Annotated in this window: 14 protein-coding genes; 10 read left to right on the plus strand and 4 right to left on the minus strand. The window is 66.2% G+C overall.

What is annotated here, in order from left to right; genetic code table 11:
* Positions 1-5 precede the first annotated feature (5 nt).
* Genes BHE01S_RS23305 through BHE01S_RS23315 form a run of 3 tightly spaced genes read left to right on the plus strand, consistent with a single transcriptional unit; the run spans position 6 to position 2,775 of the window.
* On the plus strand, positions 6-1,280 hold the full coding sequence (locus BHE01S_RS23305; protein WP_042268293.1) for a branched-chain amino acid ABC transporter permease: 1,275 nt from the start codon (positions 6-8) through the stop codon (positions 1,278-1,280).
* The gene (locus BHE01S_RS23310) at positions 1,277-2,044 is read left to right on the plus strand and encodes an ABC transporter ATP-binding protein (protein WP_042268163.1); all 768 of its coding nucleotides are present in this window, start codon (positions 1,277-1,279) and stop codon (positions 2,042-2,044) included. The genes BHE01S_RS23305 and BHE01S_RS23310 overlap by 4 nt, the downstream gene beginning before the upstream one ends.
* Positions 2,044-2,775, plus strand: coding sequence for an ABC transporter ATP-binding protein (locus tag BHE01S_RS23315; RefSeq protein ID WP_084069139.1), 732 nt, complete (start codon positions 2,044-2,046; stop codon positions 2,773-2,775). Before BHE01S_RS23310 ends, BHE01S_RS23315 begins: the two co-directional genes overlap by 1 nt.
* Before the next feature lie 120 nt (positions 2,776-2,895).
* On the opposite strand, the gene BHE01S_RS23320 is transcribed toward BHE01S_RS23315, so the two are convergent.
* Complete coding sequence (locus BHE01S_RS23320; RefSeq protein ID WP_042268166.1) at positions 2,896-4,296, minus strand: GntP family permease; 1,401 nt, start codon at positions 4,294-4,296, stop codon at positions 2,896-2,898.
* A 193-nt stretch (positions 4,297-4,489) separates the two neighbouring features.
* On the opposite strand from BHE01S_RS23320, the gene BHE01S_RS23325 reads away from it, so the two are divergent.
* Entirely contained in the window at positions 4,490-5,101 is a 612-nt protein-coding gene (locus tag BHE01S_RS23325; protein WP_245639839.1) for a BON domain-containing protein, read from the plus strand.
* 94 nt (positions 5,102-5,195) lie between these two features.
* Entirely contained in the window at positions 5,196-5,477 is a 282-nt protein-coding gene (locus tag BHE01S_RS23330; protein ID WP_042268300.1) for a hypothetical protein, read from the plus strand.
* A 16-nt stretch (positions 5,478-5,493) separates the two neighbouring features.
* Here BHE01S_RS23330 and BHE01S_RS23335 read toward each other — a convergent pair whose 3' ends face one another.
* Positions 5,494-6,729, minus strand: a complete 1,236-nt coding sequence (locus BHE01S_RS23335; protein WP_157025585.1) for a helix-turn-helix transcriptional regulator — start codon at positions 6,727-6,729, stop codon at positions 5,494-5,496.
* A gap of 379 nt (positions 6,730-7,108) precedes the next feature.
* Between BHE01S_RS23335 and BHE01S_RS23340 the strand changes: the two genes are divergently transcribed.
* From BHE01S_RS23340 to BHE01S_RS23355, 4 genes are all read left to right on the plus strand, one after another.
* A complete protein-coding gene (locus BHE01S_RS23340) occupies positions 7,109-7,336 on the plus strand; it encodes a hypothetical protein (RefSeq protein ID WP_042268171.1) in 228 nt (75 codons plus the stop codon).
* Positions 7,337-7,441: 105 nt separating this feature from the next.
* Positions 7,442-7,735, plus strand: coding sequence for an H-NS histone family protein (locus BHE01S_RS23345; RefSeq protein WP_042268173.1), 294 nt, complete (start codon positions 7,442-7,444; stop codon positions 7,733-7,735).
* A gap of 563 nt (positions 7,736-8,298) precedes the next feature.
* Positions 8,299-9,900 carry a peptide chain release factor 3 gene (locus BHE01S_RS23350; protein WP_042268176.1) on the plus strand — a complete coding sequence of 534 codons (1,602 nt, stop codon included), beginning with the start codon at positions 8,299-8,301 and terminating at the stop codon, positions 9,898-9,900.
* A gap of 221 nt (positions 9,901-10,121) precedes the next feature.
* Positions 10,122-12,485 carry a bifunctional acetate--CoA ligase family protein/GNAT family N-acetyltransferase gene (locus BHE01S_RS23355; protein WP_042268302.1) on the plus strand — a complete coding sequence of 788 codons (2,364 nt, stop codon included), beginning with the start codon at positions 10,122-10,124 and terminating at the stop codon, positions 12,483-12,485.
* Between the two features lie 18 nt (positions 12,486-12,503).
* Here BHE01S_RS23355 and BHE01S_RS23360 read toward each other — a convergent pair whose 3' ends face one another.
* Both BHE01S_RS23360 and BHE01S_RS23365 read right to left on the minus strand, forming a co-directional pair.
* Positions 12,504-13,049, minus strand: coding sequence for a hypothetical protein (locus BHE01S_RS23360; protein ID WP_042268178.1), 546 nt, complete (start codon positions 13,047-13,049; stop codon positions 12,504-12,506).
* Between the two features lie 104 nt (positions 13,050-13,153).
* Positions 13,154-13,987, minus strand: a complete 834-nt coding sequence (locus tag BHE01S_RS23365) for an IclR family transcriptional regulator (protein ID WP_245639840.1) — start codon at positions 13,985-13,987, stop codon at positions 13,154-13,156.
* A gap of 232 nt (positions 13,988-14,219) precedes the next feature.
* On the opposite strand from BHE01S_RS23365, the gene BHE01S_RS23370 reads away from it, so the two are divergent.
* On the plus strand, positions 14,220-15,302 hold the full coding sequence (locus tag BHE01S_RS23370) for a sugar ABC transporter substrate-binding protein (protein WP_084069140.1): 1,083 nt from the start codon (positions 14,220-14,222) through the stop codon (positions 15,300-15,302).
* Positions 15,303-15,350 lie beyond the last annotated feature (48 nt).

Consider the following 15,350-nt stretch of genomic DNA (forward strand, 5'->3'; position numbering starts at 1 on the left):
CGGCCATGCAACGCCATGGATGGCTGCAGTCCACGCATGCGCTGCGCTGGATCGTCTGGGGCGCCACGGGGCTCGCGATGCTGGTGCTGCCGCTCGTGTTTTCCAGCGGCTTCGCGATCGCGCTGCTTTCGCAGATGGGCATCATGATCATCTTCGCGCTTTCGTACAACATGCTGCTCGGCCAGACCGGCATGCTCTCGTTCGGCCACGCGGTGTACTCCGGGCTCGGCGCATTCGTGGCGGCCCATGTGCTCAACCGGATCGGCGCGAGCCATTTTCCGCTGCCCGTTTCGCTGCTGCCGCTGGTGGGCGGGCTCGGGGGCATGCTGTTCGGCGTGCTGTTCGGCTACGTGACCACGCGCAAGTCGGGCACCACCTTCGCGATGATCACGCTCGGCATCGGCGAGATGGTGGCGGCGAGTTCGCTGATGTTTCCCGGCTTTTTCGGCGGCGAAGGCGGGGTGCCGACCAATCGCACAGTTGGCCATGCGGTGCTTGGCATCACTTACGGCCCGGCGATCCAGGTGTACTACCTGATCGCGGTGTGGTGCCTCGTGTCGATGATCGCCATGTACGCATGGACGCAGACTCCGCTCGGCCGCATCGCCAATGCCGTGCGCGACAATCCCGAGCGCGCGGAATTCGTCGGCTACAACACGCAGCGCGTGCGCTTTTTCGTGATGGTCCTCTCGGCGTTCTTCGCCGGTATTGCAGGCGGCCTCTCGGTGATCGACTTCGAGATCGTGACCGCGGAGAATGTCGGCGCCGCGCAGTCAGGCGGCGTGCTGCTCGCGACGTTCATCGGCGGCGGGGCGTTCTTCTTCGGGCCGATCATCGGTTCGATTCTGTTCGTGCTGTTCGCGGTCGCGTTGTCCAATCTCACGCCGGCATGGTTGCTGTACCTCGGCCTGTTCTTCGTGCTCGTGGTGATGTACGTGCCGGGCGGCGTGTCGAGCCTGCTGATGAAGCAGGTCCCGCTCATCGCGGCGCGCAAGCTGCACCGCATGTTGCCTTCCTATGCGGCGGCGCTGGGCGCCGCGCTGATTTTGCTTGCAGCGCTCGTGCTGACGGTCGAACTCGTCTACAAGGTGCAGATCGACAGTGACAACGGCACGGCCATGGCGTTCTTCGGCCTGAATTTCGATGCCGCGTCGTGGAGGCCCTGGGCCGTCGCCGCGGTGCTGTGGGCGCTGGGCGCGCAGGCGGGACGCCTCGCCGCCGCGCGCTTGCGCGAGGCCTGGGACGGCGTGCAACGGGAAATCGCGGGGAGCAACGCATGACGGCCGCACTGGAGTTGCGTGACGTGCGCAAGCATTTCGGGCGCACGGAGATCATTCGCGGCGTCGACCTGACTATCGCGAAGGGCGAACGTCACGCGCTGATCGGTCCTAACGGTGCGGGCAAATCGACCACGTTCAACCTGATTTCGGGGCGCATGGCGCCCAGTTCGGGCACGGTCAAACTCAACGGCGTCGAGATCGGCGGGCTGCCGCCGTACAAGATCAACCGCATGGGGCTCTCGCGCAGCTTTCAGGTGACGAACATTTTTCATCGCCTTTCGGTGTTCGAGAATTTGCGCTGCTCGGTGTTGTGGTCGCTCGGCTACCGCTATTCGTTCTGGCATCGCCTCGAGCAGTTGCGCGACGCACGCGCACGCGCCGAAGAAGTGCTCGAACTGATCGGCTTGCAGGGCCGCCACGACACGCCTGCAGGTTTGCTGACTTACGCCGAGCAGCGCGCGCTCGAAATCGGCATCACGATCGCGGGGGGCGCCGAGGTGATCCTGCTCGACGAACCCACGGCCGGCATGAGCCGCTCGGAGTCGGATCACGCGGTGGAGCTGATTCGCCGCGTCACCGCCGGCAAGACGCTGGTGATGGTCGAGCACGACATGAGCGTCGTGTTCGGCCTCGCCGACCGCATCTCGGTGCTCGTGTACGGCGAGGTGATCGCCACGGACACGCCGCAAGCCATCCGTAACAACCGCCGCGTGAAGGAAGCCTATCTGGGCACCACGCTGGACGAACCCGCAGGTGCGCATTGATGGTGACCGCCAATCCCATGCTCGAGGTGCGCGAACTGCACGCGTACTACGGCAAGAGCCATATCCTGCACGGCGTGGAGATGCAGGTGGGCGAAGGCGAGATCGTCGCCTTGCTCGGGCGCAACGGCGTGGGCCGCTCGACGCTCGCCAAAGCCATCATGGGGCTCGTGCGGTGCGAGGGGCAGATTCTGCTGCGCGGCGAGGAAGTGCGCGGGCTGCGCACCTTCGAGGTCGCGCACCGGGGCATCGGTTACGTGCCGGAGAACCGCGATATCTTCCCGACGCTCACCGTGCGCCAGAACCTGATGCTCGGAGAAAAGCGCAAGCGGTTGGGCCGGGGGCGGCACCAGAAGCCGCGCTGGCAGTTCGACGACATGTACCGGATGTTCCCGCGCCTGAAGGAGCGCGAGGAGACGCCGGCGGGCCTGCTGTCCGGCGGCGAGCAGCAGATGCTGACGCTGTGCCGCACGCTCATGGGCGACCCCGACCTCATCATCATCGACGAGCCGACCGAAGGGCTCGCGCCGCTCGTCGTCGCGCAGGTGGGCGAGTACCTGAAGACGCTGAAGGCGCGCGGCATTTCGGTGCTGCTCGTCGAGCAGAAGCAGGCCATCGCGCTCGATATCTCGCAGCGCGTGTACGTCATGGGGCACGGCCAGATCGTGTTCGAGGGGACGCCGCAACAGTTGAAGGCCGATGCGCGCATCCGGCAAGAATGGCTCGAAGTGTAGGGCGCACTTCGAACGGTTCTGCGCCGCGGATTGCGAGGTCAGGAGGTACGATGGCGCACGTACGGCAGGGTTGGCAGGGCCCGCAGCGGCGGGATCAGCGTGCGCTGCGAGCCCCTCCCATCAAACAATGCCCGTCGCATAGTACACGGCGATCACGAAGAAGACGGCCAACGTCTTGATCACCGTCACCGCAAAGATGTCCCGATACGACTCGCGGTGCGTGAGCCCCGTGACCGCGAGCAGCGTGATGACCGCGCCGTTGTGCGGCAGCGTGTCCATGCCGCCGCTGGCCATGGCCACCACGCGGTGCAGCACTTCCATCGGAATATGGGCCGCCTGCGCGCTCTTGATGAAGAGATCCGACATGGCCGCGAGCGCGATGCTCATGCCGCCCGATGCCGACCCTGTGATACCCGCAAGCGCGCTCACCGAAACGGCGGCGTTCACGAGCGGATTCGGAATGCTCTTGAGTGCATCGCTCACGACGATGAAGCCGGGCAGTGCCGCAATCACGCCGCCGAAGCCGTATTCCGAGGCCGTGTTCATCGAAGCCAGCAGCGCCCCGGCCACGGCCGCTTTCGTGCCGTTCGCAAAGCGGTCTTTCACGCGGCCGAACGCCGTGACGATCACGAGCACGATGCCCGCGAGCAGCGCGCCCTGAACCGCCCAGATCGCCACGACCTGCTTGACGGTGGCCGTGACAGGCGTATGAATGCCGGGCAGCACTTCGGGCGGCACGGTCACGGTGTCGCCGTACCAGACGGGAATCCAGTGCGTGAGCAGGAAATTCGCCACGCCCACCAGCACGAGCGGCGCGACGGCGAGCACCGGGTTGGGCAGGTGTTCGGTCTTCACGTGTTCCGGCTCGTTCACGAGCGAGGTGCCGTAGCCTTCGCCTTTCGACATGGCGCCGCGGCGGCGCCATTCGAGGTACGAGAGGCCCACCACGACGATGAAGAGCGAACCGGTGACGCCAAGCGCGGGCGCGGCCCATGCGGTGGTCTTGAAGAACGTGGTGGGAATGATGTTCTGGATCTGCGGCGTGCCGGGCAGCGAATCCATCGTGAACGAGAAAGCGCCGAGCGCGATGGCGCCCGGCATGAGGCGCTTGGGAATATCGCTCTGGCGATAGAGTTCGGCTGCGAACGGGTAGACGGCGAACACCACCACGAAGAGCGAAACGCCGCCGTACGTGAGCAGCGCACACACGGCCACGATCACGGCGTTGGCGCGCGAGCGGCCGATATAGCGGATGGCGGCGTGCACGATCGCCTCGGAAAATCCCGATAGTTCGATGACCTTGCCAAATACCGCGCCGAGCAGGAACACGGGAAAGTAGAGCTTCACGAAGCCCACCATCTTTTCCATGAAGATGCCCGAAAAGACGGGGGCGACAGCGGCGGGTTCGGTGAGCAGGACCGCGCCGAGCGCAGCGATGGGCGCGAAGAGAATCACGCTGTAACCGCGGTACGCGGCAAGCATGAGGAACGCGAGGGCGGCGAGAACGATAACAAACGACATGGAGTCTCCTGCGGATCGAGCGTGTTGCGCGATTCAGCTTGTTGCGTGTGAGATGGCTTGAGATGCGTCTTTTCACGCGGCGCGGCCGTGGTGCGTCGCAGCGATTGTAACGAAAGGATTTATCTCGTTATTGCGAGCGTGGCCGCGCGGTCCTATCGTTGCGCAGAAGAGCGAGGCGGCGAGGTGACAGTCGATGAGTGCAATCGATCAGTGCGGGCAAAGCGCCTGGCGCGCGCGGGCGGTGCGGACAGCACGGCTTGCGGCGGTGCTTGTTTGCGTAGGCGTTTTCGCGGGCTTTTGGGCGGGCGCCGCGCCCGCGCAATTGCAAACCGGCGCCTCTGCGCCCGCCTCGAAGGCCGGGAACGCTGCGGATGTCGAGCGCAAGAACTGGTACAACGACCCGTTCTTCGCGTTGTCGAGCGCGATTGGCGCCTGCCCGCAGCCGCTCGGCCCGCGGATGACGATAGCCGAAGCCGACGACGACGCCCATTATCGCGTGGAGCGAGGCACGACCTGCTGGCTCGCGCACAAGTGCTCGAAGCCGAACTCGTATCTTTACGATGCGGACATTGCCGCGGCGATTCGCCAGCAACTGCAAGGCGATGCCCTGTTTGCGGGCACCAGCATCTGGATCACGGTGCAGCGCCGTTTCGTCTATGCGGAAGGGTGCGTGGGGCCACGCTTCGACCGTGCGGCGCTCGAGCGCAGACTCGCCGCGATTCCCGACGTCGAGCAGGTGTTCGTACGCGTGAGTTCGGACCCGCGAGGCGCGCTGCCATACAAGACGCTCTCGACCGCGCCCTGAGCGCGCGCAGCGCACGCTGCGATGCATCGCACATGGCTCGCGGCATGGCACAATCGCAACGTCGAAAAACTAGAAGCCCGTAGGGGTGCTCCAAATGACTCGTCCTGGTTCGCCGTTGTTCCGTTTGCGCAGGTTGCCGTTCGCGGCGTGCGCGCTGACCTTGATCGCTGGCCTTGCCGCGTGCAGTAGCGGGCCGCCGCTGTTCCTGTCGGACGGCCGTCCGACGGTCCAGGTGCAATGCCCGGCCTCGGGCGATCGCGATTCCTGCGCCCAGCAGGCGCGCGCCCGTTGCGCCGGCGCCGGTTACGACACGGTCGCGACATCGACCGAAAGCGGCAACTACACGCTCGTATTCGCCTGCCGCAAGGCCCAATAAACCTGTCGCGCGCCGCTCAACCTTCGGCGGCGGCGCCCGTGCCGCGCGCCGGCAGATTCAGTAAAAGGCGCAGCAGGTCGGGTTGGCGGCGCGTCGCCGTCTTCTGAAAGATCGACTGCAATTGTTTGCGCACGGTGTCGTGCTGTACGCCGACGTGCGCCGCGATTTCCTTTTGCGTGAGACCTTCCGCGAGCAGCAGCGCAATGCGGCATTCGGCCGGCGAGAGATCGAAGGCCGTGGCGAGCACCCGCTCGTCGACGAGCGGCGCGGAGCGCGGGTGATAGAAGGTCAGCGCCGCGAAGGCGTGCAATTCCGAAGCCGAGGCGTCGTCGGCCGCCACCACGTTGTAGAACGCGTAGAGCACCTCCTGCTGGCTCGCCGAAGCCTGTGCGCGGGCCTGCCCGTCGTGGGTCCGGCCGTGCGGGTCCGTTGCGGCGGCCGCGTCGGGTGCGCGGGGCGCGGGCGTGCCGTCGGCGGCGCCGACGATGCGCAACGCGCGAAAGCGCGCCGCCGCCGCCCGCGCGCCGCTCGTGCGGTTACGCAGGCGCACCTCGCTCACGGCGATGTCTTCCAGCAGGCGCGCGTGATGGGGCGCAGCGAGCGTGATCCGCCGTCCGCGCACCCGCACGAGTGAGGTCGCCTTGAGGAGCCGCTGTGCGGCCTCGTTGCTGTGGAGCACTTCGCCCAGCGCGCTCACGAGCATGGCTGGCGGACGTGGGCGGTTTGCAAGCGTGTCGGCGTTCAAGGTAAAGCGGCGCAGGTACAGGCGCACCGCGCGCACGAGGTGCGGCGTGAGCCGTTCGAGCAGTCCGCGGTGCTCGCCCGGGAGCGGCCCGGCCTCGGCGTTCGCGCGGCACGCGAGCATGACGGCGACCCCGCTCTGTTCGATCAGCTTGCACAGCGCCGCGCAGCGATGGCCTTCCTCGAGCGGGCAGAGTTCGAAGCCGGCTGCGCGGTCGGGTTCGGCGCCGCAATGCAACCACTTGCCCGGCGGGTAAGCGCGCAGCCATGCCAGGCGCGCATCGTCGCGGTACAGCGGCCGAATGCGCTCCAGCGGCTCCGCGCCGCCGAGCGCGAAACCGTCGCTCCAGGAAAACAGATCGCGCTGCCGGTCAAAGGCATACAGATGAATCGACGCCACGCCAGTCGCTTCGCGTAATTGCGCGCAAAAATCCTTCCAGGCGCAAGGATTATCGAGCGTGTCGTAAACAAGATGCAGCAGGCGATCGTATTGTGATTCGTTTGTTTTCACGCCATTCTCGTTGTTCATATTGTGAAAAACCGTCGGCGGCAAAATACGCTCCGCATAGCGTTCCACAATTGAGGAATATACAGACGCAATAGCCCCCGTTAATCTGCCTTCCGGTATGGATGTGGATGCAACGTCAGCGTGGACGAGCGGCCGTTGAAATTCCGTGCGGTATCCAACGGATAGCCGGCCGCGCTGGCCTTATTCTGGTCTGACAGTACGAACAAAACCAGTCCGCTGCGGCGTGCATTTAGCACGGTCAGCCGGCGCGATTACCAAACTGACCGATTATCCGCGGTACGCGGAAAATCGGCGATGCGACGAAAGTGAGTGCGCGCTATTTGTGCGCGCCCGATAAAACTTGTCATTACCGGGGACAGCGATGAATCATCACCAACTCGAAAAGGACATTGAGCATCTCGAGCACATCATCGGGCGGCTCTCGGGGCGCGACCGTATTCCGCTTTCTTATTGGCGCGGCCGGCTCGAATCGGTTTCCAGCGAGAACCTCGTCCCTTCGCAGGTGCAGCGCGTGAAGCGGCTCAACGAAGCGCTGCGTGCGCTCGAAAGTCGGCTGTCGCACGAATCGCTGCAGCAGCGCGAACGGTAACGCCAACGTTTGCGCCAGCATAGGAAAAAAGCGCGCCTTCATCATCGCGCGGGCTCCAAACCGGTCACAATGACACTCTCTTGACCGAACTGGAGATGACGTTTCATGCCGAGCTACAAGCAACTGACCGCCCAGCTGGAGAAGCTTCACAAGGAAGTGGCTGCGGCGCGTGAAAAGGAAATTGACCAGGCGATCGCCGAGATCAGGGAAAAGATCGCGGAATACGACATCACTGCGGAAGAGCTGGGCTTCATGACCCGACGCGCGGGTCCCGCCCGCAAGAAGGCGCTGCCGCCCCGCTACATGAACCCGAAAACCGGCGAGACCTGGAGCGGCCGTGGCCGCACGCCGGGCTGGCTGGCGGGCAAGAATCGCGAACGCTTCCTCATCAAGGAATAACGGGCCAATTCTCGCCAGGCCGTTGCGCCAGGCGCGCGCAGCACCCGACGTGACGGCCGCCCGCTTCCAGGCTCCCGGAAAAGCTCACCTCACGCCCTGCGCGGCGCGTATCGGCACGCCGCAACGAGCAGGACCAGGACGCTCACGGAGCGGATCGATGCCTGTAACGAAAGGGAATTACCGCGAAAACGGGGGCGCCTCGCGAACGAGGCGGCCGCATGACAGTGTCGACGGCGCACTCGCATCGAGGTCCTGTAAAAGCTCACCGTTGCCAAAGCGGCGCCAGCCTGCACGTCTAACCCGTTCGAACCCTATCAAACCTTTAGTCGGCGGGACGAATGCCGTGTATCATTCGGTCCCGGCGCCTTTTCGCTTTTTGCGCGGGCATCCGCGGGACATTCCCGATCGTTCGTGCTATTTGCCGTGCGCCGCGGTCCGCGCACTGCCGCCGCACGCGCCGTAAGCGTTGCTCGAAAACGCGCCCGCAAGCGCCGCCGAGCTCGCCGCAACCCCCGCCGCGCGGCCCGGTTGCCCGAATTCATCCGTGATACCCGCCCTTATCCATGTCAGTAGCCGAACTCAGACGCCGCCGCACGTTCGCGGTCATTTCTCACCCGGACGCGGGCAAGACCACGCTCACCGAAAAACTGCTGCTGTTTTCGGGCGCGATCCAGATCGCCGGTACCGTGAAGGGCAAGAAGAGCGGCCGCTTCGCGACCTCGGACTGGATGGAGATCGAAAAGCAGCGCGGCATTTCCGTCGCCAGCTCGGTCATGCAGTTCGAGTACGGCGACGCCGTCATCAACCTGCTCGACACGCCGGGCCACGAGGACTTCTCGGAAGACACCTACCGTGTGCTCACGGCAGTCGACGCGGCCGTGATGGTGATCGACGGCGCGAACGGCGTCGAAGCGCAAACGCTCAAGCTGCTCGAAGTCTGCCGCAGCCGCAAGACGCCCATTCTCACGTTCATCAACAAGCTCGACCGCGAAGTGCGCGAGCCGCTCGACCTGCTCGACGAAATCGAGCAGCACCTCGGCGTGGCCGCCGTGCCGTTCACCTGGCCCATCGGCATGGGCAAGGAGTTCCAGGGCGTGTACGACATCCAGCGCGACCAGGTGCGCGTGTTCCGCGCGGGCCAGGAGTCGCTGGGCGGCGCGGTGGAAACGCTGCAGAACCTCAGCGAGGCCGATGGCGAAGCGCGATTCGGCTATCACTGGAAGCGCACCAAGGAAGAGGTCGAGCTGATCACGGGCGCGACGCCTACCTTCGATCGCGACGCCTTCCTCGCGGGCGAGCAGTCGCCGGTGCTGTTCGGCTCGGCGATCAACAACTTCGGCGTGAAGGAAATTCTCGACGCGCTGGTCGATCTCGCGCCGCCGCCGTCGCCGCGTATGGCGGTGCAGCGTCCGGTCTCGCCCGAAGAAGCCAGGTTCACGGGCGTCGTATTCAAGGTGCAGGCCAACATGGACCTCGCGCACCGCGACCGCGTGGCGTTCATCCGCGTATGCTCGGGCCATTTCGAGCGCGGCATGCAGTTGAAGGTCACGCGCAACAACAAGACCTTCCGCGCGAACAACGTGGTGAGCTTCCTGTCGCAGCGCCGCGAGACCGTGGCGGAGGCGTACCCTGGCGACATCATCGGTATTCCTAACCACGGAACGCTGAGCCTCGGCGACACGCTCACCGAAGGCGAAGACCTGCAATTCACGGGTCTGCCGTTCTTTGCGCCGGAAATCTTCCAGACCGTCGAAGTGGTCGATCCGATGCGCGCGAAGCAGCTGGGCGAAGCGCTCAAGCAGCTCGGCGAAGAGGGCGCGATCCAGGTGTTCCGCCCGATTCACGGCGGCGCCACGATTCTCGGCGCGGTCGGCCAGCTGCAGTTCGAAGTGGTGTCGCACCGCCTCGCCGCCGAGTACAAGGTTGCCGTGCGCCTGATGCCCGCGCGCTATCGCCTGTCGCGCTGGGTGACCTGCGACGATCCCGCCGAACTGCGCCGCTTCACCGATTCGTACGAGGCCCGCATGGCCTACGACGCGTCGAACGCGCCGACCTATCTCGCCTCGCACGTCTCCGAAATCGAGGTCGCGCAAAAGGCCTGGCCGAAGATCGTGTTCAACGAACTGCGCGAACATTCGGGCGCGCCGTTCCGCAAGTCGATGTAATACCCGGCGTTCACGAACCAGGCCGTTCCTTCTCGCGCATCGTGGCGCCGCACGCCCAGGGCGGCGTGCGGCGCCACGCCGCCGCGTCTGCGCTTATCCGCGCCGGGCGAAAAACGCGCAGCGCCTGCGCGCTTGCCCTATCCTCTTCTCGTAACGGTAAAAGACGACAAACCGGCGTTCGCATGTACGGCAAGCGCCTGCCCGACCGACGAGGAGTGCCTGTGACCGTACGCAATCTCGATGCAGTGTTCCAGCCGAAATCCGTGGCCGTGATCGGCGCTTCGCAGCGCCCCGGCAGCATCGGCAGCATGGTGTGGCGGCGGCTGATCGAAGGCGGCTTCACGAGCCCGCTGTGGGCCGTCAATCCACGTCATGCGGGCGACTTCGAAGCCTTCGACGGCCGGCCCGTGCTCGCCGACGCGGGCGATCTGCCCGAAGCGCCCGGCGTCGCGATCATCTGCACGCGGCCCGCCACGTGGCCCGCGCTCGTGCATCGCCTCGGCGGCATGGGCACGCGCGCGGCGATCGTCGTCGGCGAGGTGCGCGACGAGGCCGATCAGGCCGACCTGCGCCATGCGCTCGCGGCGGCGCGCCCGCATCTGCTGCGCATCGTCGGCCCCGGCAGTCTCGGCGCGCTCACGCCCGCGCTCAACGCGCAGCTCGGCGCGGCGGCGTCGATTGCGCGCAAGGGCGGCGTGGCCTGGGTGTCGCAGTCCAACGCGCTCACCAACGCGGTGCTGCGCTGGGCCGCGCCGCGCGGCCTCGGCTTCTCGCACGTGATCGCGCTCGGCGACGAAGCCGACGTCGACGTGGGCGACGTGCTCGACTATCTCGCGAGCGACCCGGGCACGCGGGCCATCCTGCTCGAAGTGGACACGATCCGCGCGGCGCGCAAGTTCATGTCGGCGGCGCGTGCGGCGGCCCGCAACAAGCCCGTGCTCGCGTTGCGCAGCGGCCGCGACGACAAGGGCGACGCGCTCTACACGGCGGCGTTCCGGCGCGCGGGCCTCGTGCGCGTCGACACGCTCGACGATTTGCTCGACGAAATCGAAACGCTCGGCGTGGGCCGCGTGGCTGCGAGCGACAGCGCCACGCTCATCACGAGCGACCGCGGCGTGGCAACGCTTGCGCGCGACGCCTTCATGAAAGCCGGCGACACGCTCGCCCGCTGGAACGACGAAGCGATTGCGGCCGTCCAGGCCGCGCTGCCGCACGCGCAGGCCGGCAATCCGCTCGTGCTCGGCGAGACCGCGAAGTCCGAGCACTTCGGCCTCGCGCTGCAAACGCTGGCCACGCACCGCTCGAGCGGCACGGCGTTCGTCGTGCATGCGCCCACCCACAGTGCGCCGGTCGATGCGGTGGCGCGCACGCTGATCGAGCAACAGCGTTTCGCGTATCGCGGCATGCTCGCGTGCTTCTTCGGCGGCGTGGACGAAACGACGCGCGACGAACTGCACGCGCATGGCATTCCGGTGCACACCACGCCGCGGCGCCTGGCGCGCGCGTTTGCACGTCTCGTCGATTATCGGCTGGGCCGCGAGCTTTTGATGCAGACGCCGGAGACGATGCCCGCCCAGGGCCCGGCCGCGATCGAGGCCGCGCAGAGCGAAGCGCGCGCGGCGCTGGCGGCCGGACGCACGGAACTGAAAGGGGAGGAGGCGGGCAGACTGCTGGCCTTGTTCGGGCTCGCCACGCAGGCGCAGGACGAACCGGGCGTCAAGCCGGTGGTGGACGTGTCGGTCGAGTTTCGCGACGACGACAACTTCGGCCCGGTGTTCCGCTTCGCCGCGCCTTCGCCCGACGACTTCTCGCCGCCGCTGCGCGTGTACAGCCTGCCGCCGCTGAACCCCGTGCTCTCGCGCGACATCGTCGCGCACTCGCCCTATGCGCGCTACACGGCGCCCGAGCCGACGCTGGCCGCGCTCACCGAGCTATCGCAGTTCGTGTGCGAGGTGCGGGAAATCGTGGGCTTGCGGCTGACGCTGCGCGTGCTGCCCGAGGCGGTCGTGGTCGTCGCGCCCTGCCTTCAGCTCGCGGAAAAGCGCAGCCGCTTCGCGATCATGCCGTATCCGCGGCGGCTGGAAGAGACCATCGACTGGCACGGCCAGCGCCTCACGATCCGCCCGATCCGTCCCGAAGACGAGGCCATGCACCGCACGTTCGTCGAGTCGATGACGCCCGACGACCTGCGCCTGCGCTTCTTCTCGGCGGTGCGCAGCTTCGATCACACGCAGCTCGCGCGCATGACGCAGATCGATTACGACCGCGAGATGGCGCTGATCGCGGTCGTGCAGGGCGAGGACGGCCAGCCGCGCACGCTGGGGGTGGTGCGCGCCGTGGCCGACCCGGATAACGAGACCGCCGAGTTCGCGGTCGCGATTCTGTCGAATCTCAAACGCGGCGGCCTGGGCCGCTTGCTGATGTCGCGCATCATCGAGTACGCGCGCTCGCGCGGCACGCACTGGCTGCTCGGCGAGGCGCTGCGCGAGAACGCGCCGATGATCGGCCTCGCGCGCGCCTGCGGCTTCACCGTCACGCCCACCGAAGACCCGGGCGTGGTCGGTCTTCGCATGCCGCTCGACTGAGCCTGCGCGCCTGGCTGCTCAGGCGGCCAGCTTCGCGAGCGCGTCGTCGATCTGGCCGCGCGTGAGAGCGAGTTCTTCGAGCCATGCCTCGCCGTACTGCGCGCCGGTTTCCTTTTCCAGCCGGGCGATGGTCGCGGCGCAGCGCGCGGCGTCCTTGGGCGTGGCGATGAACGCCTTCACCGACTGGCCGCCCTGGAACGCCTCGAATAGCGGCGTGCGGATTTCCTCGGGCAGCGCGCGCGTAGTCCACTGGTGCGTCTTGCCGTTGAAGGTGAGCGAAGGCGGCAGCACGCGCTCCTTGCGCGTGGCCGGAATCAGGCCGAAATTGCGCGCGGCTTCGGCAATCTGCTCGGCCGTGAAAAGCTCCTCGGGAGCGATCTCGAATTGCGCGATGGCGGTTTCGACGGTCTTCATCGCGTCGGCGCGGTCGTCGCGCTTTTTCTGCGCGCGCGCGACGATGTCGCGCAGCTCGTCGGCTTCGTTGGCCGTGATCGTGAAGCTCGCCTGTTTCTGCTGAAGCTCGGAAAAGCGCTGGAATTCTTGATCGGTCAGGAGTTTCGCCATGGGTTCGAATGCGCGTGAGCCGCTCGCCCGCCGTTTTGCGGCAGCGCGCGGCACACAGGTTTTTTTGAGAGGGCCGCCATTCTAACCGGTTTGCGCGGCCGGGCTCAGGCCGCGCCGTCCTCGCGAACCATCGACAAGGCCTGCACGGTCGCGCGCAGCATGTGCGTCGCCTCGTCGAGCGAGGGCGCGACATAGTCGTCGATGCGCTTGAGAAACGGGCAGGTCAGCGCCGCGATCGCCTGGCCCGAAGGCCCGAGCACCGGAAACGTCACGTCCGTCACGCCGAAAATCTGCTGACTGTCCTTGCGCGAGAAGCCCGCCTCGCGCACCTGCTCGCACGCGGCTTCCAGCGCCGCATGGTCGATCGCCACCTCGCCCTTCACCTTCGTATGCTCCGCGAGCATGTGCGCGCGCTGCTCGGGCGTTTGCCAGGCGAGGAGGGTGCGGCCCGAACTCGTGTCGACGAGACCCACGCGTGAACCCAGCCGCACCGCGATACCCCATGTGCCCGGCCCGTCCACCTGGGCGATCACCAGCAGGTTGCCGCGGTCGTACACGGTGAGATGGCAGGACTGCTCGGCTTCGTCGGCGAAGCGCTGCATGAGCGGCAGCGCTTCCGAAATCAGGCGCTCCATGGGCGGGTGACGGTGGGCGAGCGCGAAGAGCTTGAGGCTCAGCGCATAGCGGTCGCCGCCTTCCGACCGGATGACGTACTGGCGCGCCACCAGCCGCTCGAGCATGCGGTAAATCTCGCTCGCATTGCGCCCCAGCGCCTTCGTGATCTCGGCGCGCGTGAGGCCGGCGCGCTGCTCCGCAAGCAGTTCGAGGATGTCGAGCCCCTTGTCCAGCGCGGGCGCGCGATAGCGGTCGGCGTCGTCTTTCTCGTCGGCTTCTTCGGGCACGTTGTCCATCTGGATTTTCTTCGGCTTCTTTTCCATTCGATCGTCCCCAGGGAAATCACGGACCCATGTTGCACTGCACATCGCTTGACCTTGTGATGTGCGTATATGAATAATACGTTCACTGGTGAATATACGCCAGTGTCGTCAGACAAGGAAAGGCAGCAGCAACGGGTCGCCGGCGCTTCGGGCATTCCACGTGGGCGCGGCACACACATGCGGTTCATCAACGACAGAATCGGCGTGCGAGGCGCGTCGACAGGAGACAGACATGGCGTTCGCATCCGGGCTCTCGAAGGCCCGCCGCTCCACCGGAATTCAACCAGCGCGCGGCGCCTTCGCGCGCGCCGCCACCAGGACGCTGTGCGTCGCCGCGGCCTGTGCTGCGGCGTTCGGCGCGTCGGGTGCAACTAGCGCAGCCGAACCCGGCAAGGTCGGCCTTGGCCTGCCGCTCCTCACTTCGCCGTTCTGGCAGTCGTACAACAACTACCTCGGCGCTTATGCGAAGCAGGACGGCATCGACATCCTCGCGCCCGTGAACTCGAACAACGATCCCGCCCAGCAGATCACGGACATGAACAACATGATCAATCTGGGCGCGAAGGGCATCGTGGTCGGCCCGATCGATTCGGCGGCGATCAGCCGCGCGCTCGCTAACGCGGCGCAAAAAGACGTGAAGGTCGTGGCCGTGGACGTCGCGCCCACGCAGGGCAACGTGGCGATGGTCGTGCGCGCCGACAATCGTGCGTACGGCGAGCAGGCCTGCAAATACATCGGCGAGCACGTGAAGTCGGGCAAGGTCGTGCAGATCATGGGCGACCTCGCCTCGGTGAATGGCCGCGACCGCTCGGAAGCGTTCCGCGCGTGCCTGAAGCACTATCCGAATCTGTCGCTGCTCGAGATTCCGGCGGGCTGGAAAGGCGACGTCGCGGCGAGCGCGCTGGACAGCCTGCTCACCGCGAACCCGGACGTGAAGGGCATCTACATGCAGGCAGGCGGCGTGTATCTCTCGCCCACGCTGCAAACGCTGCGCCGCAAGCAGTTGCTGTTTCCCGCGGGCGATCCGAAGCACATCGTAATCGTTTCCAATGACGGCATTCCGCAGGAGTTCGAAGCGATTCGCAAGGGCGAGATCGATGCGACGGTATCCCAGCCCGCCGACCTCTATGCGAAGTACGGCCTCTACTACATCAAGGCCGCGCTGGAGGGCAAGACGTTCAAGCCGGGCAAGACCGATCACGACAGCACCATCGTCCAGCTGCAGTCCGGCATGCTCGAAGACCAGTTGCCGGCGCCGCTCGTGACAAAGCAGAACGTCGACGACAAGAACCTGTGGGGCAATACCGTCAAATGAACGATCGAACCAGCGATCGGGCCGTGGCGGATAGCGCGCCGCCATGGG

Origin of the sequence: Paraburkholderia heleia NBRC 101817, from assembly GCF_000739775.1 — a bacterium.
GTDB lineage: Bacteria > Pseudomonadota > Gammaproteobacteria > Burkholderiales > Burkholderiaceae > Paraburkholderia > Paraburkholderia heleia.